The following is a 20606-nucleotide window of genomic DNA, read 5'->3' as shown; positions in this document are numbered from 1 at the left end:
GCCCTCCCGGACGCCCGAGGGCACCGACACCTACGGAGGAGCCGATGGCACAGGAAGTGACCACCTCGGCCGTGGGCCCCCGCCCGGGCTCGGAGCACACCTCCCGAGAGGTACTCGTCGCCATCGGCGCGCTGCTCCTCGGCCTGCTCCTGGCGGCGCTCGACCAGACCATCGTCTCCACCGCGCTGCCGACCATCGTCAGCGAGCTCGGCGGCATGGAGCACCTGTCCTGGGTCGTCACCGCCTACATGCTCGCCTCCACCGCCGCCACTCCGCTGTGGGGCAAGCTCGGTGACCAGTACGGGCGCAAGAAGCTGTACCAGGGCGCCATCGTCATCTTCCTCATCGGGTCGGCGCTGTGCGGACTGGCCCAGAACATGCCGCAGCTCATCGGATTCCGGGCCCTGCAGGGCCTGGGCGGCGGCGGGCTGATGGTGCTGTCCATGGCGATCGTCGGCGACATCGTCCCGCCCCGCGAACGCGGCAAGTACCAGGGCCTCTTCGGTGCGGTCTTCGGCGCCACCAGCGTCCTCGGCCCGCTGCTGGGCGGCCTGTTCGTGGACCACCTGTCCTGGCGCTGGGTCTTCTACATCAACCTCCCCATCGGTCTCGTCGCGCTCGTGGTCATCGCGGCCGCCCTGCACATCCCGAGGCGCTCCTCGAAGCACACCATCGACTACCTCGGCACCTTCCTCATCGCCTCCGTCGCCACCTGCCTCGTGCTCGTCGCCTCGCTCGGCGGCACCACCTGGGCCTGGGGCTCGGCCCAGACCATCGGTCTCCTCGTGCTGGGCGCCGTACTGCTCGTCGCCTTCATCGCCGTGGAACGGCGGGCGGCCGAACCCGTCCTGCCCCTGGGGCTGTTCAAGATCCGCACCTTCACCCTCTGCTCGGTGATCAGCTTCGTCATCGGCTTCGCGATGTTCGGTGCGATGGTCTACCTGCCGACCTTCCTCCAAGTCGTCCGGGGCGTCTCACCGACGTTGTCCGGTGTCCACATGCTGCCGATGGTGTTCGGTCTGCTGATCTCCTCCACCGCCTCCGGCCAGATCGTCAGCCGCACCGGCCGCTGGAAGGTCTTCCCGATCGCGGGCACCGCCGTCACCACCGTCGGACTGCTGCTCCTGCACCAGTTGGAGCGCACCAGCTCCGACCTGGTCATGAGCATCTACTTCTTCGTCTTCGGCGCCGGCCTCGGCCTGGTCATGCAGGTCCTGGTCCTGGTGGTGCAGAACGCCGTCCGCTACGAGGACCTGGGCGTCGCGACCTCCGGTGCCACCTTCTTCCGCTCCATCGGCGCCTCCTTCGGCGTGGCCATCTTCGGCACGATCTTCAACAGCCTGCTGGGCGGCAAGCTCTCCACCACCCTCACCGGGGTGCCCCTGCCGCCCGGGGTGAGCGTGAACGGGCTCGAGGCCGACCCGCGGGCGATCGCGAAGCTGCCCGCCGATCTGCGGCCGCGCGTGCTCGACGCGTACTCCTCCGCCATCACCGACGTGTTCCTCTACGCCGTGCCCGTGGTCCTCGTCGCCTTCGTCGTCGCCTGGTTCCTCAAGGAGGACAAGCTGCGCGGCTCGGTCACCGCACCCGACGCGAGCGAAACCCTCGCCACCAACCCCGTCGAACGCTCCTCACGGGACGAGGTGGCCCGGGCGCTGTCGGTGCTCGGCAACCGCGAGGGCCGCCGCCACGTCTACGAGAAGATCACCGAGAGGGCCGGTTTCGACCTGCTGCCCGCCGCCAGCTGGATGCTGCTGCGGATCAACAGGTACGGATCGGTGGAGCCGGCGGTCCTGGCGGAACGCACCACCGTCCCGATCAAGACCGTCACGGAGGCCGCCCGCCAGATCGAGGAACGCGGGCTCGCCGTCCGCGACGGACTGCCGCTGATCCTGACCGACCGGGGCCGCGAGGCTGCGGCCCGGCTGGCGCAGGCCAGGCAGGAGTCCCTCGCCGAGCTGCTCGGTGATTGGTGGGGTCCGGACCGGCCGACCGACCTGGCCGACCTGGTCAAGGAGCTCAACGAGGAACTCTGCGGCTCCGAGGCCGAGGAGCCCTACGACACCTTCGCGCGCCGCGACCACTCCAACCACTGACCGGTGCGACCGCCGTCAGCTGTGCCGCAGTCCGCAGCCGCCGCGGTTCCTGCCGAAGAGGCGCTACACGCGGGATATCCGCTTCTCGAACCAGTGCTCCGCATACGGGCCCGAGTTGTAGGCCGGTATCTCCGCATACCCCTGCCGCGCGTACAGGCGCCGGGCCTCCACCAGGTCGGAGCGGGTGTCCAGGCGGATCCGCTCGGCGCCCAGGCCCCGGGCCGCCTCCTCAAGGGCCCCGAGGAGGGCCGCCCCGCCGCCGGTACCGCGGGCGCGCGGGTCGACGTACACCCTCGTGAGCTCGGCGGTCTCCGCGTCCAGGAGGCGTATCCCGCCGCAGGACAGGGGCCGTCCGTCATACCGGCCGACCAGGAACGCGCCCGTCGGCGGGGCGAGTCCGTCGGCCGGGTCGTCGCACAGGCCCTGGTCGATCTCGGCCTCGGTGACGGGCCTGTGCCAGTACCGGCCGGCGACCTCGGCGTAGTAGGCGCGGCGCAGTGCGGTGGCGTCGGCGGTGGTGAACGGTTCGGGGGCGACCTGCCAGGTGCCCGTGGCGCTGATCTGTTCGCTGCTCATGGCGTCATTCTGGGTCGGCCGCCGGGCGGCCGCGCTGGAATATCCACAGGCACGGCCTGATGATGTGAAAAGGGGTAAATCGCTTCGATCAGAGGATGTGGGCGCCATGTCCGAACACCCCGACGCCGCCTTGGTCCGCCGCGGCTACGAGGCCTTCAACAAGGGCGACATGGAGACGCTCGGCTCCCTCCTGACCGCCGACGTCATCCACCACATGCCCGGCGACAACCCGCTCTCCGGGCACCACAAGGGCCGTCAGGCCGTCCTCGACCTCTACCGGGCCTTCGCCGAGGAGACCGGCGGCACCATGCGGGTCGAGCTGCAGTCCGTACTGGTGGACGGCCGCGGCCACGCCATGGCCTTCCACACCACCCGCGCCGACCGGGCCGACCGCGGCATCGAGATCCACCAGGGCATCTTCTTCACCATCGTCGGCGGCAAGGTCAGCGACATGGACCAGTGCACGCAGGACATCGACGAGGAGAACACCTTCTGGAGCTGACCACGCCCACACCCCGAGCCAGGCCTGGCGGCCGCCCGGGTCGGACCCGGCGGCCGCCCGACCGTCTCAGCCCTGCGGCTTCGGTGCCGCCTGCTGCACGACCTCGAACGACCACACCGACGAACCCGACGCCGCCGGCTTGGGCCGGTCACCGCCCGCGCCGCCGCCACCGCCCTGGTGCGCCGCCTTCATCGGCCCCTCCATCCACGCCTGGAAGTCCTCCTCGGACCGCCACCGCGTGTACACGAGGTACTGGTCCGTGCCCTCCACCGGACGCAGCAGCTCGAACCACTCGAACCCGTCCGAACCCTCCACGGCCCCCGCCCGCGAGGCGAAACGCCGCTCCAGCACCTCCCGCTGCTCGGCGGGAACGGTCAGCGCGTTGATCTTCACGATGCTCATGCCCGCCATCCTAGGGATCCCGCGCGGGATATCGTCGTCCCCAGGTAATCAAGTGGTGCATGAAGCGCGGCAGCCAGGCGAAGTCAAGGTTGCGGTCAACAGGGCGGGAGGCCGGCGAGGCGTGGCTAACGCGGCGGAGCACAGGGGTGGACCCGGACATGCCGGGGTCATAGGCGATGGCGGAAGGCTCGGGGCGGCCCGCCTCCTGCTGTGGGCGCTGGCGGCGGTGCTCGCCGTCAGACAGGCCGCCGTCGTGCTGCGCGTCCCACCGGGCGAATGGCTCAGCGCCTTCCACCTCCCCGGCAGCCTCCCCGGCTCGCTCTACGACAGCGGCTCCGGCCAGTTCACCGGCACGCCCTTCGCCGGGCTGGTCCTCAAGCCGTTCGCCGGGTTCGCCGCGCCCTCGCTGGAGGTGGCGTGGACCTGCGTCACCCTCCTGTTCGTCGCCGCGATCGGCCTCGTGGCCGCTCGGGCGCTGCCCGATCCCGTGCCGCGCCGCACCGCGCTGCTGGCGGCGCCCGTGCTGGTCGCGCTGATGATGGTCTCGCTGCCCGTCCGCGAGGCCGCCTCACCCGGGCAGACCGCCGTGCTGCCGGTCCTGCTGGTGCTGCTGGCCGTCTTCCGGGTGCCCGCCGAGCGGCCGGCCGGGTTCCTCGTCGGCCTCGCCGCCGCGCTGCAGCCCGGGCTGCTGCTCTTCGCGCCGCTGCTGTGGCTCACCGGCCGCCGCGCCGGGGCCAGGGCCGCCGCCGTGACCTTCGCCGGCGCCACCGCGCTGTCCTGGGCGTCCCTGCCGCGCGACTCGTGGACGTACTGGGTGCACGACATCGCGGGCACCGGCCTCGGCGGAGCCCCCGACGGCCTCGCCAACCAGTCCCTGCACGGCGCCCTACTGCGGCTCGGCCTGAGCGGCCCCGGCGAGATCGTCCTCTACGCCGCCCTCGCCGCCGCCGTCATGTGGACCGGCCTGCGCCGCGCGGTCCGCTACGCCCGCGACGGACAGCTGCTGCTCGCCGCGGCGATCACCGGCTGCGTGGCCGTCGCCGTATCCCCGGCCGGCTGGCGCCACCAGCTGCTGTGGGTCCTGCTCGCGGTCGCCGGCAAGGTCGGCAAACGGGCCGCCGACCGCACGGTGTGGCCGGTGGCCGTGGTCCTGGCCATGACCCTGTCCGCGGACGTGCTGCTGCCGAACCTGGCCGCGCTGGCCCCCGTACGCGACAACGTGCTGCTGCTGACGGCGCTGGCGGCGGCCTGCGCCGTACCGTTCCTCCCGCGGTCGTCCCCGTACTGGCGCGAGCCCGTCCCGACGGCTTACGGGCGGCCCGCGGCCGCCCGCTGGTCGCGCGTGCCGCTGATGCCGTTCTGGCGGCGCGTGCTCTCACGCCCCAACCTGTTGCTGGAGCTGCTGCTGATACGGGTGGGGTACTCGCTCTACTCGCACATCCGGGCCGCCGCACCCACCAGCCGCAGCCTCGCCGAGCGCAACGGCAGCCTCATCCACCACATGGAGAAGGCACTCGGCATCGACATCGAGCACGCCGTGAACCACGCCGTCGTGAACGCGCCCCCGGTGAAGGCGTTCTTCAACTTCTACTACACCTCCTTCCACTTCGTGGTCCCGCTGGCCATCCTGGCCGTCCTGTACTGGCGCCGCCCCGGCGACTACCGCTGGGCGCGCGCCTCGCTGGGCCTGGCCACCGTCCTCGCGCTCGTCGGCTTCTGGCTGTTCCCGCTCGCACCGCCGCGCCTGATGCCCGACCTCGGCTTCGTCGACACGGTGCACGGGGTGCAGGACCTGGCGCACCCTCAGTACGGGGCGATGACCGCCATCTCCAACCAGTACGCGGCGATGCCCTCGCTGCACTTCGGCTGGTCGCTGTGGTGCGGGATCGTCATCATCGTGCTGGCGCCCAGGACCTGGCAGAAGCTGCTGGGGGCGCTGCACCCGCTGATCACGGTGTGCGCGATCGTCGCCACCGCCAACCACTGGGTGCTCGACGCGGTCGGCGGCGCCCTCGTCGTCGCCGCCGGGTTCGGGCTGGTCTACGTACTGTCCGGGCCGCGCGGCGCGCTGGCGCCGGCCGACGTCAGCCTGTCGATGCCGCGCCCGCGCACGCCGGAGCGGGTGGGCAGCGCGAGCCCGTCGGGGGAGCGCACCAGCGCCTGACCGCGCGGGCGTACGCGGGGGTATGCGAGCGGCGCGACCGGCTACGGCCGCCCGTCCGCCGGGAGATGGGCCACCACGAGCGCGATGGCGGCCTCGGCGGTGTCGGTCTCGCCGAGCACCTGCGCCGGACGCGGGCCGCCCACCCGGAACCGGCCGTCGGGCAGCGGCTCGACGGCCGGTACGTCGACGTTGAACGGCGGGCTGGTACGGGAGCTGAACCACAGGGTCCACTGCTTGGTGAACGGGTACAGCCGGCGGAGGCGGCCGCCAGCAGCGACAGGACGCCCTGGCTCAGCGTCTTGGACTCGGCCCGGTCCCGTACCAGCCGCCACGTCAAGGGCATGCGCTGCCAGCGGGCTTCCACCGCGTCGGCGGTCCCGCTTTCCTGCTGAAGGTTCATCCGCGCAGTGTGCTGCCCCGACGCCGCCAGGACAACGGTTTCGCAGGTCACGAACCGGTAGACCAGCGGACGGCAGGGGCCGGGGCGTGGGCGGGAGCGGCCCCTGCCGCCCTGGATCCCGGGCCGGCCGCGCGGCTCAGCCGCGGCCGTGGCTGACCCGGAGCTCCTTGATGCCGTTGAGCCAGGCCGCGCGCAGCCGCCGCGGCTCTGCACCGCGTCGGCGGTCCCGCTTTCCTGCTGAAGGTTCATCCGCGCAGTGTGCTGCCCCGACGCCGCCAGGACAACGGTTTCGCAGGTCACGAACCGGTAGACCAGCGGACGGGAGGGGCCGGGGCGTGGGCGGGAGCGGCCCCTGCCGCCCTGGATCCCGGGCCGGCCGCGCGGCTCAGCCGCGGCCGTGGCTGACCCGGAGCTCCTTGATGCCGTTGAGCCAGGCCGCGCGCAGCCGCCGCGGGCCCGCCGCGGCGAGCCGCAGGTCGGGCAGGGAATCGGCGAGCGCGTTGAAGATCAGGTCGATCTCCATGACGGCGAGGGACTTGCCCAGGCAGAAGTGCGGTCCGCCGCCGCCGAACCCCAGGTGCGGGTTGGGGTCGCGGGTGATGTCGAAGACGTCCGGGTTCTCGAACACCTCGGGGTCGTGGTTGGCGGAGGAGTAGAACAGCCCCACCCGGTCACCCGCCTTGATCTTCTGCCCGCCGAGTTCGGTGTCCCGGGTGGCGGTGCGCTGGAAGGACACCACCGGCGTGGCCCAGCGCACGATCTCCTCAGCCGTCGTCGACGGGCGGGTCGCCTTGTAGAGCTCCCACTGCTCGGGGTGGGTGAGGAAGGCGTGCATGCCGTGGCTGATGGCGTTGCGCGTCGTCTCGTTGCCCGCGACCGCCAGCAGCAGCACGAAGAAGCCGAACTCGTCGGAACCCAGGTTGCCCTCGCCCTCGGCGGCCACCAGCTGCGTCACGATGTCCTTGGCCGGGCAGTCCTTGCGGGCGGCGGACAGGTTCATCGCGTAGCCGATGAGTTCCATCGCCGCGTTGGCGCCGACCTCCTCGGTGATCGCGTACTCCGGGTCGTCGTAGGCGATCATCTTGTTCGACCAGTCGAAGATGCGCGAGCGGTCCTCCTGCGGCACGCCGATCAGCTCGGCGATGGCCTGGAGGGGGAGCTCACAGGCCACCTGGGTGACGAAGTCGAAGCTGCCGTCGGCGGAAGCGGTCAGCGCCTCCGCCACGATCTTCCGCGCCCGGTCGCGCAGGGCCTGCTCCAGGCCGCGGATGGCCCGGGGAGTGAAACCGCGCTGCACGATCTGGCGTACGCGCGTGTGTTCCGGCGGGTCCATGTTCAGCATGATGAGGCGCTGGGCATCAATGGCATCACGCCGGATGTGCTCGTTGAAGCGGATGATCGCCGTGTTGAGGGTCGAGGAGAAGAGCTCCGGGTGCGTGGAGACGTACTTGACGTCCGCGTGCCGGGTGACGGCCCAGTACCCCTCGTCGTCAAAGCCGGTCACGCCCCGCCGCTGGGCGCACCACCACACGGGGGCCGTCTGCCGCAGCCGCGCGAACTCCGGGAGCGGGACGCGGTCGTGGAGGAGGTCGGGGTCGGTGGCGTCGAAGCCTTCGGGCAGCGCGGGACACGACATCGGGCGACTCCAAGGTCTGACGGCCCATCAGAAGATGGCTCGAAGGTAGTAACGAGTTCTAGAAGTCACAAGGGCCGCGGCGTCAACTGTTGCGTGTGGAATCCGTGTAAGCAACGTGCAAGACCCTTGCGTGCCGGGCCTCCGGGTCATAAGACTGCGCAGAGAAGTAGAACGCGTACTAGTTCGGGCGGGACGCCGGGACGGCCCGCCGCGCCGGCACCGTGCAGGAGAGGACGAGCTCATGGCCGCGGAACCCGTCATCGTCGAAGCCGTACGCACCCCCATCGGAAAGCGCGGGGGCTCGCTCGCCAACCTCCACCCCGCCTACCTGCTCGGCGAGACGTACCGCGAACTGCTCGCCCGGACCGCGATCCAGCCCGACTGCGTCGAACAGATCGTCGGCGGCACCGTCACCCACGCCGGCGAGCAGTCGATGAACCCGGCCCGCAACGCCTGGCTGGCCATGGGCCTGCCGTACGAGACGGCCGCCACCACCGTCGACTGCCAGTGCGGCAGCTCGCAGCAGGCCAACCACATGGTCGCCAACATGATCGCCAGCGGTGTCATGGACATCGGCATCGCCTGCGGGGTCGAGGCCATGAGCCGGGTGCCGCTCGGCTCCGGCTCCAAGCACGGCCCCGGCAAGCCCTTCCCGGACGAGTGGAACGTCGACCTCCCCAACCAGTTCGAGGCCGCCGAGCGGATCGCCCGCCGCCGGGGCCTGACCCGCGAGGACGTCGACCGGCTCGGCCTGCTGTCCCAGGAGCGGGCCGCGGCCGCCTGGGCCGAGGAACGCTTCAAGCGCGAGACCTTCGCCGTACAGGTGCCGACCACCGAGGCGGAGCAGGCGGCCGGGCAGGGGATGTGGCGGCTGGTCGACCGGGACGAGGGACTGCGGGACACCTCCATGGAGGCGCTCGCCCGGCTCAAGCCGGTCATGCCGACCGCCGTGCACACCGCCGGGAACTCCTCGCAGATCTCCGACGGCGCCGCCGCCGTGATGTGGGCCTCGCGCAAGATGGCCCGCGCCCTCAAGCTCAGGCCGCGGGCCAGGATCGTCGCCCAGACCCTGGTCGGCGCGGACCCGCACTACCACCTGGACGGCCCGATCGACGCGACCCGGGCCGTCCTCGGCAAGGCCGGGATGTCGCTGCGGGACATTGATCTCGTCGAGATCAACGAGGCGTTCGCCTCGGTCGTCCTCAGCTGGGCCCAGGTCTTCGAGCAGGACCTGGAGAAGGTCAACGTCAACGGCGGCGGCATCGCGCTCGGCCACCCCGTCGGCTCCACCGGCGCCCGGCTGATCACCACCGCGCTGCACGAGCTGGAGCGGCGGGACAAGGAATTCGCGCTGATCACGATGTGCGCGGGCGGCGCGCTGGCCACCGGCACCATCATCCAGCGGCTGTGAAGGCGCGCGGCCGGGCCCCGGTGCGGGGGCGCGGCCACTGAACCCAGTGGGATGGGAAAAAGCCGAAGGCCCCGGTGGCCGGCCTGGGGAGGCCGGCCACCGGGGCCCTCGCACGCACCGGGTGCGTCATGCGGCGTCTGCTGCCACTGGCGGCTTAGTACCAGTGGTGCGACTGCCAGAAGTTCCAGGCGCCCACGGGGCTGCCGTAGCGGGAGTTCATGTAGTCCAGGCCCCACTTGATCTGGGTGGCCGGGTTGGTCTTCCAGTCGGAGCCCGCGGAGGCCATCTTCGAGGCCGGCAGGGCCTGGACCAGGCCGTACGCGCCCGAAGAGGAGTTCGTGGCGGTGTGGTCCCAGCCGCTCTCGCGGGAAACGATGTTGTTGAAGGCCGCGAACTGCGCCGGGTCCTTGATCATCTGGCGCGCGATGGACTTGGCGTCCATCGGGGCCGCCTGGGCGGGCACCGTGGCGAGCATGGAACCGGCGACGCCAAGGGCGAGGACGGAGCCCGCGAGGGTCTTCTTGGAGGCGGCGATGCGGCGGATGACGGCGTTGGACACGGAGGGAACCTTCCGAAGGGGACAAGGGCGGTCGCGGCATGCCGGAGCATGCGTGAGCCACTCACGCGAGGGAGAGGGGTTCGTCTGGCGGGGGGCGGTTGCCCCTGCCGCCGTGGCGACGTCAACCAGTTAGCCAGGTCCGGGCGGCCCTGGCAACGACCCCTGTTACTAGGCACTTTCATAGTCCGCGCCCTCCGGCCCCTGGTGGGCGACAGGTGGATCCGGCCAGGTCAGTGGGCGTTTGCGGGGGTCCGGAGGGGGCCCGCGGAGGCTACTAAAGAGTGCCGTATGTGACGTGGGTCCTGTGGGGCGCCTCACCCCGGAAGGGCCCGGATCTCACGCAGGGTGACCGAGCGTACAACGAAATAGCGTGTGGCCGGGGCCACTTTCAACGCATATCGAAGGAAACCGGGGCATCGAACGCCGCTTTCCGTGTCGCCCGGCGGAGCGCTTTCAGCAGGGTCCCGCCGAGCGCCAGGGTCAGTACGACGGTCAGCACCGCCCGGCCCAGGTCCCAGCCGACCGAGGTGGCGAGGCAGTACGCGAGGAAACGCGCCAGGTTCGCGGGCACGGGGTCGCCCGGGTGGAACGAGATGCCCTGGCCCATGCCCTGGAGGAGCACCCAGCCCTGCAGGTTCATCACCGTGCCGTACGCGAACGACCCCAAGAACCCGTACGCGGCGAGCATCCACAGCTCGGCCCGCCCCCGGATCCGGTCCGGCCCCGGCAGCAGCCCGGCACCCAGCGAGAACCAGCCCAGCGCCAGCATCTGGAACGGCATCCACGGCCCCACACCCCCCGTGAGCAGCGCGGACGCGAACATCGTCACGGAGCCGAGGACGAAACCGAAACCGGGACCCAGGACACGGCCGCTGAGCACCATCAGGAAGAACATGGGTTCCAGGCCGGCCGTACCGGCGCCCAGCGGCCGCAGCGCGGCCCCCACCGCGGCGAGCACGCCCAGCATCGCCACGGCCTTGGAGTCCATGCCCTGGTCGGCGATCGTGGCGACGACCACCGCCACGAGGAGCGGCAGGAGCGCCGCGAAGAGCCAGGGGGCGTCCTGCGCATGGGACAGGCCCGAGCCGGCGTCGGCGAGCAGCGGCCAGCCGAAGGCGGCGATGCCGATGAGGGTGACGAGGACCAGCGCGGCGGCGGCGCGGGGGCCGACGCGCAGGGGGCGGGCCGGGGTCATACGGGGCGGCCCTCCCGGGACAGGGCGGCGGCGACCTGGGAGACCGTGAGCCAGTGGCCCGGGGCCAGGACCTTGGCCACCTGCGGGGCGAAGGCGGGGGAGGAGACGACCACCTCGGCGGTCGGGCCGTCCGCGACGATCTCCCCGCCCGCCAGGATCAGCACGCGGTGGGCCAGCTCGGCGGCCAGCTCCACGTCGTGGGTGGCCAGGATGATGGCGCGGCCGTCGGCGGCGAGGGCGCGCAGGATCTCGATCAGGCGGCCCTTGGCGGCGTAGTCGAGGCCGCGGGTCGGCTCGTCCAGCAGCAGCAGGGCCGGTTCGCCGGTCAGGACCAGGGCGAGGGCGAGGGCCAGGCGCTGGCCCTCGGACAGGTCGCGGGGGTGGGTGTCGTCGGGGACGCCGGGGAGGAGCGAGGTGACCAGGGCGCGGCAGGTGCCGGGGGTGGCGCCGGCGTCGGCGTCGGCGGCGGTGCACTCGGCGGCGACGGTGTCGGCGTACAGGAGGTCACGGGGGTCCTGGGGGACGAGCGCGACGCGGCGGACCATCTCCCGGGGCGGCGTGCGGTGGGGGGTGCGGCCGCCGACGAGCACCTCGCCGGTGGTGGGGGCGAGGGTGCCGGCGAGGGCGGCGAGGAGGGTGGACTTGCCGGCGCCGTTGCGGCCCATGAGGGCGATGGTTTCGCCGGGGGCGACGGTGAGGGTGATGCCGTGGAGGATTTCGGCGCGGGCGCGGCGGAGGGTGAGGTCGGTGGTGCGAGCCGGTTGCTCCGCGGGGGTCGTGGTGGCGTTCGGGGCCGGGCCCGGGGCCGGGGCCGGGGCGGCGGCGGGCTTGCGGCGGAGCCGGGCCCAGCGGGAAGTGCGCGGCGCCGTTGCGCTGCGCGGCCCCGGCTGCGCCGGGTTTTCGGGGCTCCGCCCCGCGCCCCGCGCCTCAAACGCCGGCGGGGCTGGAATTGCCGGCCGGGCCGGTGCGGCTGGGTGGGGCGGTGGGACCGCGCCGAGGCGGCCCTTCAAAGGGGGTGAGAGGCGGCGGGCGTCGCGGATGGAGAGGGGGAGGGGGGACCAGTCGGCCAGGCGGCCGAGGGAGACGACCGGGGGGTGGACCGGGGAGACCGCCATGATCTCGGCCGGGCTGCCCAGCACGGGGGCCGCGCCCGGGGCGGCCAGCAGCAGTACGCGGTCGGCGTACTGCACCACCCGCTCCAGCCGGTGCTCCGCCATCAGCACGGTGGTGCCGAGGTCGTGCACCAGGCGTTGCAGGACCGCCAGCACCTCCTCCGCCGCCCCCGGGTCCAGTGCCGACGTCGGCTCGTCCAGCACCAGCACGCGCGGGTGCGGGGTCAGCACCGAGCCGATCGCCACCCGCTGCCGCTGGCCGCCGGACAGCGTCGCCAGCGGGCGGTCGCGGAGTTCGTTCAGGCCCAGCAGGTCCAGGGTCTCCTCCACCCGGCGCCGCATCACCGCAGGTGGCAGCCCAAGGGACTCCATCCCGTAGGCCAGTTCGTCCTCCACCACGTCCGTCACGAAGTGGGCCGACGGGTCCTGCCCGACCGTGCCCACCACGTCCGCGAGCTCCCGCGGCCGGTGCGTGCGCGTGTCCCGGCCCGCGACGGTGACCCGGCCCCGCAGCCGGCCGCCGGTGAAGTGCGGGACCAGCCCGGAGACGGCCCCCAGCAGGGTCGACTTGCCGACCCCCGACGGGCCGACCAGCAACGTCAGCTCCCCCTCCGGCACGGTGAAGTCCGCGTCCCGCAGGGCAGGGGCCGAGGCGCCCTCGTAGGTGACCGACACCTGCTCGAACCGGATCACAGCGACGACGCCTCCTTCGGCGGTACGGGTGCCACGAGGGCGGGGAGCAGGCCGATCAGGATCGCCGCCGCGGGCCACAGCGGCAGCGCCGGGGCGACCAGCGGCACCACCCCCGGCCGCAGGGCCTGCGGGTCCAGCGCCCCGGCGTAGCCCAGCAGGGCCGCCACCGCCGCACCCGAACCGGCGACCAGCCAGGCCCGGCCGCCCCACCGGTCGGGCCGGTACCGGGTGCGGACGCTGCGCCGCCCGCCCAGGCGCAGCCCGGCCAGGGCCAGGGCGAGGCCGATGAGGAGGACGGGCAGGCCGAACACGGCGCCCTCCGCCGCGAGCAGCCCGTACGTACCGGCGCACATGCCGAGCAGCCCGCCCAGGGTGAGGGCGTTGGTGGTGCGGCGCACGGCGGGCGGAACCTGCGCGGTGCGCCCGTAGCCGCGGGCGTCCATCGAGGCGGCCACCGCCACCGACCGCTCCAGGGCGCCCTCCAGCACCGGCAGGCCGATCTGGAGCACGGCCTTCACCCCGCCGGTGGGGCGCCCGCGCAGTCGCCGGGCGGTGCGCAGCCGGGCCACGTCGGCCACCATGTTCGGCGCGAAGGTCATCGCCACGACCACGGCCACCCCCGCCTCGTACAGGGCGGCGGGCAGCGACTTGAGCAGCCGGGCCGGGTTCGCGAGCGCGTTCGCGGCGCCGACGCACACCAGCAGGGCGGCCAGCTTCGCGCCGTCGTAGAAGGCGAAGACCAACTGCTCGGCGGTGACCCGGCCGCCGAGGCGGATGCCCTGCGCCCAGGCGGGCAGGGCCAGTTCGGGGAGGGTGAGGAGGGTGTGCGCGCCGGGGACGGGCGAGCCGAGGAGGGTGGAGAAGAGCAGGCGCAGGCCGATGACGACCAGGCCGAGCCGCAGGAACGCGCCGTAGGAGCGCGCCCAGGGCGCGGCGGTACGGCGGGCGGCGACGACGTAACCCGCTACGGCCACGATCAGCCCGAGCAGGAGCGGGTTGGTGGTCCGCGAGGCGGCGGTGGCGAGCCCGAGCGCCCACACCCACCAGGCCCCCGCGTGCAGGGCGTTGCCGCGACGCGCCTCGGGGGCGCCGCGAAGGCCCTTCTTTTCGTACGTCGGCACGCGCGGGCGCCCACCGGCCGCGACCGGACCGCCCCGCGCCGGGGCCCCGTGCCCGGGTACGGGGCCGTGCGTGGTCGCGGCGCCGTGGGTGGTTTCCGGGCGCGGGCGCGGGAGGCGGTTCATCGCGAGCGGCGGCGGGACTGCCAGACGGCGGCGCCCGCGAGGGCGGCTACCGCCGCGATGCCCGCGAGCAGGCCCGCCGACGGCCCGCCGTCGCCGTCGCGGCCGTTGCCGGCGGTGGCGGTCTTCGGCGCGTCCTGCGCGCCCTCGGCGAGCGGCTCGCCGCACCCCTGCCCCGGGTAGCCGGAGATCGCGCACAGCAGCGCCGCGCTGTTGTAGCGCAGCGGCTTCGCCACCGAGGCCAGCGCCTCGGCGGTGGTGGCTTCCGGCGCCACCTGCGCGCAGGCGGTGCGCGGCCCGGCCTGCGGCGGGGCCTCACCGGAAGGAGAGTCGCCGGGCAGACCGAAGTCGATGACCAGGGCCACCCGCTTCTTGCCGGCCACCGCCGGGGTGGACGCGCAGAGCGCCGCGAAATCGGGCTCCGTACGCGGCCGGGACGCCTCGTCCCCGGCGTCCTTGCTCACCGCGAAGCGGAAGCCCTGCACGGTGCCGTCCGCCGGGCGGGCCGACGTGCCCTGGGTCGCGTACGTCCAGGGGCCCTTGGCGCCGCCGTCCCAGAACGACCAGTAGCGGTAGCTCGACGCCAGCGCCGGGGCCGCCGCGAGCAGGGTGAACAGGACGCCGAGCGCGACGGCGGAAGCGGGCAGCCTGCGCATCAGGCCTGGTTCTTCTTGCGGCGGCCGCTCAGCAGGAAGCCGATGCCGACGCCGGCCGCGGCGCCGGCGCCGATGATCCAGCCGAGGCTGCCGTTGCCGGGGCCGTCGTCCTTCTTGTCCTCGGCCTTGGCCATGGCGCCCGTCGCCGGGGTCTGCGGGGCCGGGCCCGTCCCGTTCAGTGCCGCGACCAGGTCGGTGCCGCCGAAGGCGCGCGGGTCGGTGCCCGTCGCGTGCGCGGTGAGGATCAGGGTGCCCAGGGCCGCCGGGTTGCCCTTGGCCCACTGCGCCGCGTTGGCCTTGAGCCACTCCAGCGCGCCCGCCGCCGACTGCTTGTGGCCGGCTGCGGCGAGGGCGATGACGGCGTCGGCGGTGTTGCCCGTGTCGGGGGTCGGCTGGTCGGCGCCCGGGGTGGCCGCGGTGAGGTGGCCGTCCTTCTTGAGGGCCTCGGCCAGGTAGCCGGCCGCGCCCTGGGCGGCGGCCGCCGGGTCGGCGGCGCCCGCCGGGCAGGCCAGCGCGGCCGCCGGGGTGTCGCCGGCTGCCGGGGCGACGACCGCGCCCTTGCCGAGGCCGGCCAGGGTCGCGGCGGCCGTCGCGTCGGCGTTGGCGGGGAGCTTGCCGTCGGCCGGCTGGTACCCGAAGGCGCCCCGGTCGGAGGCCGGTTCGGCGGCGCAGCCCAGCTGGAAGGAAAGGAGGCCGTCGTACGCGGACTTGCCCGCCTTCGACTTCACGTCGGCCGGCTTCTCGCCCGCCGCGGCGAGCGCGCTGATGACGACGGAGGTGGAGCTCGCCTCGCTCGGGGAGCCCGGAACGTACGCCCAGCCGCCGTCCTCGTTCTGGACGGACTTCAGCCAGTCCACGGCCTTCTTGACGGCCGCGTCGTGGCCGCCGAGCGCCTTGAGGGCCTGCACGGCCACCGCGGTGGCGTTCGTGTCGAGCGGCGCCGCCGGGTCGCAGGCCTTCGTCGCGTCCGCGCGGAAGGAGGAGAAGCCGCCGTCGGCGCACTGCTGCCCGGTGAGCCAGTCGACGGCCTGCGGGGCGGGCCGCAAGCCGACCGTGTGCTGGGCGAGCAGCGCGAACGACTGGCGCCAGACGCCGTCGTAGGTGGGGTCGGCCTGGCCGAACAGGCCGGAGGGGATGACCGGTGCCGGGGAGGGGGCGGGGGCGGCGAGGGCCGCGGGGGCGGCGCCCACGCAGAGCACGGCGGAGGCGGCGAGCGCGGCGGCGCTGCGGCGGACGTTCATGGCGGGGCGGGTGCCTCTCGTGCTGGGGGAGCGGAGGCAGGCACACGCGGGTACCGGGCTCCGGCTCCGTATACCTCGACGGTGCCGGCCGCCGGGGCCCGGCGGCACGAGCCGCGCACTCCCGACGGGGCATCCCGGCTCCCCGCCCCGGCGGCGCCGGGATGCGGGTCACGGTTGCGGGTCAGCGCCGGATTCGCACCGGCTTCCCCCCGTACGGAGTGTGGACGACGGCCTTACTGTACCGGCCCGGGCCGGCCCGGGCGGGGGGCGACGGCCAGGAGCGCCCCTTACACCCGGCCGCGCCGGTACGTCACACCGCCCGGTACGTGACCGGGTCCGTGCCCGGGACCGCTTCCGCCCGGCCCTGTTTCACCAGCCGCCGCAGGTGGGCCTCCGCCTCCGAGACGGCGATGTTCCGGGACCCGTACGGGATCTGCTCCCAGGGCCGGTTCCACTGCATCCGCTCGGCCAGCCCCCACGGCGTCAGGGGCTCCGCGAGCAGCTCCCACAGCCCCGCCAGCCGCTCCTCGTGGTGGGCCAGCAGCTCCCGCACCCGGGCCGGGGCGTCGGTGAAGGGGTGCTGGTGGGCGGGCAGCACCTCGGCGGGGCGCAGGCGGCCGACGCGTTCGAGGGAGGCGAGGTAGTCCCCGAGGGGGTCGGTGACCCGCTCGTCCTGCGGGTCCTCGTAGAGCCCGATGTGCGGGGAGATCCCGGGCAGTAGGTGGTCGCCGGAGAAGAGGCGGCCGTTGCCGGGGAGGTCGCCCGGGTGGGCCTCCTCCAGGTGGAGGCAGACGTGCCCGGGGGTGTGGCCCGGGGTCCAGATCGCGCGCAGCGCGCGCCCGGCGAGGGGCAGCAGCTCGCCGGGGACGATCTCCCGGTCGGGGACGGCGGCCCGCAGCCCGGGCAGGGTGCGCAGCCGGCCGCCCGCCCGGGCCGCCCGCAGCGGGGCGATGTGCTCCTCGGGGGCCCCGGCGGTGGCCAGCTTCCCGCTCATGTAGTCGAACCAGACGCCGGGTTCGGCGGAGCGGGTCCGTACGACGACCTCGGTGTCGGCGGCGTGCATGGCGATCCAGGCGCCCGACACCTCCCGGACCCGCCCCGACAGGCCGTGGTGGTCGGGGTGGTGGTGGGTGATCACCACGCCGTGGACGTCGGCGGCGGCGATGCCGAGCGCGGCGAGCCCGGCCACGAGGGTGTCCCAGGACTGGGGGTCGTCCCAGCCCGTGTCGATCAGGACGGGTCCGCGGCCGGTGTCGAGGACGTGGACGAGGGTGTGCCCGAGCGGGTTGTCGGGGATGGGGACCTTGATGCTCCACACGCCTCCGCCGTGGTCGGTGACCTGAGGTGGGGCGAGGGGTGTCATGCGGGCTCCCTGGAACGAGAACGTGTTGCATTGGTCGCCCCAGTCCACCATTGGGGAAGGGGTTCTGACTAGTCGTCGGATCTCCGTCCCGTCGGTCGCGTCCGCGCCGTGGACTCCTGGAACTAGAACTGGTATCAGTTCTCCGACGCCCAGCCCGCTGGTAGCCGCAGGAGGCCTTGCCATGACCGAGCTCGTGGAACACGGACAGCTGTTCATCGGCGGGCAGTGGACGGATCCGCTGGGCGACGCCACCATCTCCGTCGTCTCGCCCCACACCGAGCAGGTCATCGGCAGCGTCCCGCACGCCTCGGCGGCCGACGTGGACCGCGCCGTCGCCGCCGCCCGCAAGGCCTTCGACGAAGGGCCCTGGCCCCGGATGACCCTGGAGGAGCGGATCGCCGTCGTCTCCCGGATCAAGGACGCCATCGCCGTCCGGCACGAGGAGATCGCCCGCTCGATCAGCTCCCAGAACGGTTCCCCGTACTCCTGGAGCGTCCTCGCCCAGGCGCTCGGCCCGATGATGGTCTACGACGCCGCGATCACGGTCGCCCGCGACTACCCGTACGAGGAACACCGCCAGGGCGCGCTCGGACCCATCCTGGTACGGCGCGAACCGGTCGGCGTCGTCGCCGCCGTCATCCCGTGGAACGTCCCGCAGTTCGTCGCCGCGGCCAAGCTCGCGCCCGCGCTGCTCACCGGGTCGGCGGTGATCCTCAAGCCCTCGCCGGAGTCACCGCTCGACTCCTACATCCTGGCCGACATCGCGCGGGAGGCCGGCCTGCCGGAGGGAGTGCTGTCGATCCTGCCCGCCGACCGGGAGGTCAGCGAGTACCTGGTCGGCCACCCCGGCATCGACAAGGTCGCCTTCACCGGATCGGTGGCGGCCGGCAAGCGCGTCATGGAGGTCGCCGCGCGCAACCTGACCCGGGTCACCCTCGAACTCGGCGGCAAGTCCGCCGCCGTGATCCTCCCCGACGCCGACCTGGAGACCACCATCGCCGGGATCGTCCCGGCCGCCTGGATGAACAACGGGCAGGCGTGCGTGGCCCAGACCCGGGTCCTGGCGCCGCGCAGCCGCTACGGGGAGATCGCCGAGGCCCTCGCCGCCGCCGCCGGGGCGCTGGTCGTGGGAGACCCGCTCGACCCGGCGACGCAGCTCGGGCCGCTGGTGGCCGAGCGGCAGCAGCGGCGCTCGCTGGACTACATCCGCATCGGGCAGGAGGAAGGCGCCAAGATCCTCACCGGCGGCGGCCGCCCGGCGGCCCTGGAGCGGGGCTGGTACGTCGAACCCACCCTCTTCGGCGACGTCGACAACTCGATGCGGATCGCCCAGGAAGAGATCTTCGGACCCGTGGTCTGCCTGATCCCGTACGGGGACGAGGCCGAGGCGGTACGCGTCGCCAACGACTCGGAGTTCGGCCTCAGCGGCAGCGTCTGGACCGCCGACGTGGAACACGGCCTCGACTTCGCCCGCGGCGTGCGCACCGGCACCTTCAACGTGAACACCTTCAGCCTGGACATGCTGGGGCCGTTCGGCGGCTACAAGAACAGCGGCGTGGGGCGCGAGTTCGGCCCCGAGGGGCTGAGCGAGTACCTGGAGCACAAGATGATCCACCTGCCGGCCGGGTACCGGGCCCCCGGGGCCGGTGCGTGATGGGCGACCGCTGGCGGATCGAGGTCGACCGCGGGGTCTGCATCGGCTCGGGCATGTGCGTGAACCACGCCCCGGCGGGCTTCACCCTCGACTCGGCCCGCCAGTCCCACCCCCGCGAGGCGGAGGCGGACGCCAACGAGCCGGTCCTGACGGCGGCCGAGGGCTGCCCGGTGGAAGCCATCACGATCACCCTCCTCACCACGGGCGAAGCGGTCTTCCCGCCGGAGGACTAGGAACCGCCGGGCTGGTTCAAGGGGCCTGCTGCCCCTGCCCGGTGAGTGCCTTGAGCAGCGCGGGGGCGGTGTCCTCCTCGGAGTCGGCCCCGTGCGCTTCGGCGCCCCCGAAGGTGACGGGCTCGGCGCCGCGGGCGAACAGGGCCCGTTCGTACGCGGTGAGCGCCGCCTCGACGTCGTCGGGGTACGCGGCGAGGGCCTGGCCGAGTTCGGCGCCGTCGAGCATGGCCAGGTTGGCGCCTTCGCCGTTCGGCGCCGCGAGGTGGGCGGCATCACCGAGCAGGGTCACCCCCGGCACCCGGTCCCACCGGTGTTCGGCCGGCAGGGCGTAGAGGGGACGCAGGACCGGCGCGGTGTCGCTGTCCGTGATCAGCGCGGTGAGCTCCGGCGCCCAGCCGTCGAACTCCCGGGCGATCCGGGCGGTGGCCGCGGCCGCGTCGGTGAAGTCGACCGCGGCGAACCAGTCCTGCGGCTCGGACAGCCCCAGGTAAGCGTGCAGGGTGTCGTCCTTTTCCCGGTGGGCGAAGATCTCCCTGCCCGGCGCGTGCGCGATCAGCGACCCGCCGCCGACCGCTTTCGCGGCGGCCGGATGCCGGGTGTCGGCGTCGAACAGGTAGGTCTCGACGGCCGACTTCCCTATGTACTCGGGTGTGGCGGCGGAGAGCAGCGGCCGCACCCGCGACCACGCGCCGTCCGCGCCGACCAGCAGCCGGGTGACGACGGTGCTGCCGTCGGCGAACGTCACCTCGTGGCGACCCGCGCCGAGGGGGCGGGTGATCTCGACCTTGCGCCCCCACTGGACGGTGTCGGCCGGGAGGGAGTCGAGCAGGATCCGCCGCAGCTCGCCGCGCAGTACCTCGGGGCGTCCGCCCGTGCCGTCGTCGGCGATCTCGTGCAGGACGGTCCCGTCCGGGTCGAGGACCCGCATGGCCTGGCGGCCCTCCAGGACGATGGCGTGGAACTCGTCCATCAGACCGGCTGCCTGGAGGGCGAGCTGCCCGTTGTAGTCGTGGATGTCGAGCATCCCGCCCTGCGTGCGCGCCGTCGGGGAGGCCTCGGCCTCGTAGACCGTGGCCGGTATTCCGTGGACGTGCAGGACGCGGGCGAGCGTGAGGCCGCCGAGTCCGGCGCCGATGATCGTGACGGGGTCGTGCATCGTGGCTCCTCCGGGTCGGGGCCGCCGGCGATCTCCGGCGGCCGTCTCCGGAAAGGTGCCAGGGGCGGCCGACAGGGGGCCGACAGGCTGCCGATAGGGCGCCGACAGGTCACCGACGGCACCGACGGCACCGACGGCACCGACGAGCGGCACGTATGGGAGGGGGCGTGCCCTGTGGGGCGGGGGCTTCGGGGGGCGGGATACGAGCCGGGCCGGGTCGCGGAGGGTATGGGGGTTTCCCGTCAGTCCCATCGTCTCTCCGGGGCGGCCCGGCCCCTCAAGGGCGCTCCTCCTCGTTCCTCGTCGTCGCGTCGCT

General features: G+C 73.5%; 18 protein-coding genes and 1 riboswitch. Of the genes, 6 read left to right on the top strand and 12 right to left on the bottom strand.

Annotated elements, in window-relative coordinates; genetic code table 11:
* Positions 1-44 precede the first annotated feature (44 nt).
* Positions 45-2096 (top strand): MDR family MFS transporter, encoded by a 2052-nt coding sequence (locus ACZ4M3_RS11470; RefSeq protein ID WP_467731383.1) that lies wholly within the window; start codon positions 45-47, stop codon positions 2094-2096.
* A gap of 63 nt (positions 2097-2159) precedes the next feature.
* Here the strand turns inward: ACZ4M3_RS11470 and ACZ4M3_RS11465 are convergent, their stop codons facing one another.
* A complete protein-coding gene (locus ACZ4M3_RS11465; protein WP_467731381.1) occupies positions 2160-2672 on the bottom strand; it encodes a GNAT family N-acetyltransferase in 513 nt (170 codons plus the stop codon).
* A 106-nt stretch (positions 2673-2778) separates the two neighbouring features.
* On the opposite strand from ACZ4M3_RS11465, the gene ACZ4M3_RS11460 reads away from it, so the two are divergent.
* Complete coding sequence (locus ACZ4M3_RS11460) at positions 2779-3174, top strand: nuclear transport factor 2 family protein (RefSeq protein WP_467731379.1); 396 nt, start codon at positions 2779-2781, stop codon at positions 3172-3174.
* 66 nt (positions 3175-3240) lie between these two features.
* Here the strand turns inward: ACZ4M3_RS11460 and ACZ4M3_RS11455 are convergent, their stop codons facing one another.
* A complete protein-coding gene (locus ACZ4M3_RS11455) occupies positions 3241-3576 on the bottom strand; it encodes an antibiotic biosynthesis monooxygenase family protein (RefSeq protein WP_467731377.1) in 336 nt (111 codons plus the stop codon).
* A 121-nt stretch (positions 3577-3697) separates the two neighbouring features.
* On the opposite strand from ACZ4M3_RS11455, the gene ACZ4M3_RS11450 reads away from it, so the two are divergent.
* A complete protein-coding gene (locus ACZ4M3_RS11450; protein WP_467731375.1) occupies positions 3698-5740 on the top strand; it encodes a bifunctional glycosyltransferase 87/phosphatase PAP2 family protein in 2043 nt (680 codons plus the stop codon).
* Positions 5741-5781: 41 nt separating this feature from the next.
* Here the strand turns inward: ACZ4M3_RS11450 and ACZ4M3_RS11445 are convergent, their stop codons facing one another.
* Both ACZ4M3_RS11445 and ACZ4M3_RS11440 read right to left on the bottom strand, forming a co-directional pair.
* Positions 5782-6072, bottom strand: a complete 291-nt coding sequence (locus ACZ4M3_RS11445; RefSeq protein WP_467731373.1) for a DUF6193 family natural product biosynthesis protein — start codon at positions 6070-6072, stop codon at positions 5782-5784.
* Positions 6073-6525: 453 nt separating this feature from the next.
* Complete coding sequence (locus tag ACZ4M3_RS11440; RefSeq protein ID WP_467731371.1) at positions 6526-7776, bottom strand: cytochrome P450; 1251 nt, start codon at positions 7774-7776, stop codon at positions 6526-6528.
* Between the two features lie 241 nt (positions 7777-8017).
* Here ACZ4M3_RS11440 and ACZ4M3_RS11435 point away from each other — a divergent pair, with 241 nt between their 5' ends.
* On the top strand, positions 8018-9187 hold the full coding sequence (locus ACZ4M3_RS11435; RefSeq protein ID WP_467731369.1) for a steroid 3-ketoacyl-CoA thiolase: 1170 nt from the start codon (positions 8018-8020) through the stop codon (positions 9185-9187).
* Positions 9188-9341: 154 nt separating this feature from the next.
* On the opposite strand, the gene ACZ4M3_RS11430 is transcribed toward ACZ4M3_RS11435, so the two are convergent.
* The 7 genes from ACZ4M3_RS11430 to ACZ4M3_RS11400 all read right to left on the bottom strand — a co-directional run bounded on the left by ACZ4M3_RS11430 (position 9342) and on the right by ACZ4M3_RS11400 (position 17247).
* On the bottom strand, positions 9342-9746 hold the full coding sequence (locus ACZ4M3_RS11430; protein WP_467731367.1) for an aggregation-promoting factor C-terminal-like domain-containing protein: 405 nt from the start codon (positions 9744-9746) through the stop codon (positions 9342-9344).
* A 388-nt stretch (positions 9747-10134) separates the two neighbouring features.
* Positions 10135-10941 (bottom strand): ECF transporter S component, encoded by an 807-nt coding sequence (locus ACZ4M3_RS11425; RefSeq protein WP_467731366.1) that lies wholly within the window; start codon positions 10939-10941, stop codon positions 10135-10137.
* The gene (locus ACZ4M3_RS11420) at positions 10938-12746 is read right to left on the bottom strand and encodes an ABC transporter ATP-binding protein (RefSeq protein ID WP_467731364.1); all 1809 of its coding nucleotides are present in this window, start codon (positions 12744-12746) and stop codon (positions 10938-10940) included. Before ACZ4M3_RS11420 ends, ACZ4M3_RS11425 begins: the two co-directional genes overlap by 4 nt.
* The gene (locus tag ACZ4M3_RS11415; RefSeq protein WP_467731362.1) at positions 12743-13867 is read right to left on the bottom strand and encodes an energy-coupling factor transporter transmembrane protein EcfT; all 1125 of its coding nucleotides are present in this window, start codon (positions 13865-13867) and stop codon (positions 12743-12745) included. The genes ACZ4M3_RS11420 and ACZ4M3_RS11415 overlap by 4 nt, the downstream gene beginning before the upstream one ends.
* A gap of 119 nt (positions 13868-13986) precedes the next feature.
* On the bottom strand, positions 13987-14643 hold the full coding sequence (locus ACZ4M3_RS11410) for an SCO2322 family protein (protein ID WP_467731361.1): 657 nt from the start codon (positions 14641-14643) through the stop codon (positions 13987-13989).
* Positions 14643-15884, bottom strand: coding sequence for a prenyltransferase/squalene oxidase repeat-containing protein (locus ACZ4M3_RS11405; protein ID WP_467731360.1), 1242 nt, complete (start codon positions 15882-15884; stop codon positions 14643-14645). The genes ACZ4M3_RS11410 and ACZ4M3_RS11405 overlap by 1 nt, the downstream gene beginning before the upstream one ends.
* Positions 15885-16012: 128 nt before the next feature.
* Positions 16013-16092: riboswitch (cobalamin riboswitch) on the bottom strand.
* Positions 16093-16194: 102 nt separating this feature from the next.
* Positions 16195-17247 carry an MBL fold metallo-hydrolase gene (locus ACZ4M3_RS11400; RefSeq protein WP_467731359.1) on the bottom strand — a complete coding sequence of 351 codons (1053 nt, stop codon included), beginning with the start codon at positions 17245-17247 and terminating at the stop codon, positions 16195-16197.
* A 181-nt stretch (positions 17248-17428) separates the two neighbouring features.
* On the opposite strand from ACZ4M3_RS11400, the gene ACZ4M3_RS11395 reads away from it, so the two are divergent.
* Both ACZ4M3_RS11395 and ACZ4M3_RS11390 read left to right on the top strand, forming a co-directional pair.
* Positions 17429-18901, top strand: coding sequence for an aldehyde dehydrogenase (locus ACZ4M3_RS11395; protein ID WP_467731358.1), 1473 nt, complete (start codon positions 17429-17431; stop codon positions 18899-18901).
* Positions 18901-19134 (top strand): ferredoxin, encoded by a 234-nt coding sequence (locus ACZ4M3_RS11390; RefSeq protein ID WP_467731357.1) that lies wholly within the window; start codon positions 18901-18903, stop codon positions 19132-19134. Before ACZ4M3_RS11395 ends, ACZ4M3_RS11390 begins: the two co-directional genes overlap by 1 nt.
* A 16-nt stretch (positions 19135-19150) precedes the next feature.
* Here the strand turns inward: ACZ4M3_RS11390 and ACZ4M3_RS11385 are convergent, their stop codons facing one another.
* Complete coding sequence (locus ACZ4M3_RS11385) at positions 19151-20290, bottom strand: FAD-dependent oxidoreductase (protein ID WP_467731356.1); 1140 nt, start codon at positions 20288-20290, stop codon at positions 19151-19153.
* Between the last annotated feature and the right edge of the window lie 316 nt (positions 20291-20606).

It is taken from the genome of Streptomyces sp. NPDC026522, from assembly GCF_055567555.1.
This window is presented reverse-complemented; position numbering and strand designations above follow the sequence as displayed.

What these genes read in the sequence shown, in the direction of transcription:
- ACZ4M3_RS11470 (WP_467731383.1), top strand. Translation starts at nt 45, where the DNA reads ATGGCACAGGAAGTGACCACCTCGGCCGTGGGCCCCCGCCCGGGCTCG.
- ACZ4M3_RS11465 (WP_467731381.1), bottom strand. Translation starts at nt 2,672, where the DNA reads ATGAGCAGCGAACAGATCAGCGCCACGGGCACCTGGCAGGTCGCCCCC.
- ACZ4M3_RS11460 (WP_467731379.1), top strand. Translation starts at nt 2,779, where the DNA reads ATGTCCGAACACCCCGACGCCGCCTTGGTCCGCCGCGGCTACGAGGCC.
- ACZ4M3_RS11455 (WP_467731377.1), bottom strand. Translation starts at nt 3,576, where the DNA reads ATGAGCATCGTGAAGATCAACGCGCTGACCGTTCCCGCCGAGCAGCGG.
- ACZ4M3_RS11440 (WP_467731371.1), bottom strand. Translation starts at nt 7,776, where the DNA reads ATGTCGTGTCCCGCGCTGCCCGAAGGCTTCGACGCCACCGACCCCGAC.
- ACZ4M3_RS11435 (WP_467731369.1), top strand. Translation starts at nt 8,018, where the DNA reads ATGGCCGCGGAACCCGTCATCGTCGAAGCCGTACGCACCCCCATCGGA.
- ACZ4M3_RS11425 (WP_467731366.1), bottom strand. Translation starts at nt 10,941, where the DNA reads ATGACCCCGGCCCGCCCCCTGCGCGTCGGCCCCCGCGCCGCCGCCGCG.
- ACZ4M3_RS11410 (WP_467731361.1), bottom strand. Translation starts at nt 14,643, where the DNA reads ATGCGCAGGCTGCCCGCTTCCGCCGTCGCGCTCGGCGTCCTGTTCACC.
- ACZ4M3_RS11405 (WP_467731360.1), bottom strand. Translation starts at nt 15,884, where the DNA reads ATGAACGTCCGCCGCAGCGCCGCCGCGCTCGCCGCCTCCGCCGTGCTC.
- ACZ4M3_RS11400 (WP_467731359.1), bottom strand. Translation starts at nt 17,247, where the DNA reads ATGACACCCCTCGCCCCACCTCAGGTCACCGACCACGGCGGAGGCGTG.
- ACZ4M3_RS11395 (WP_467731358.1), top strand. Translation starts at nt 17,429, where the DNA reads ATGACCGAGCTCGTGGAACACGGACAGCTGTTCATCGGCGGGCAGTGG.
- ACZ4M3_RS11390 (WP_467731357.1), top strand. Translation starts at nt 18,901, where the DNA reads ATGGGCGACCGCTGGCGGATCGAGGTCGACCGCGGGGTCTGCATCGGC.
- ACZ4M3_RS11385 (WP_467731356.1), bottom strand. Translation starts at nt 20,290, where the DNA reads ATGCACGACCCCGTCACGATCATCGGCGCCGGACTCGGCGGCCTCACG.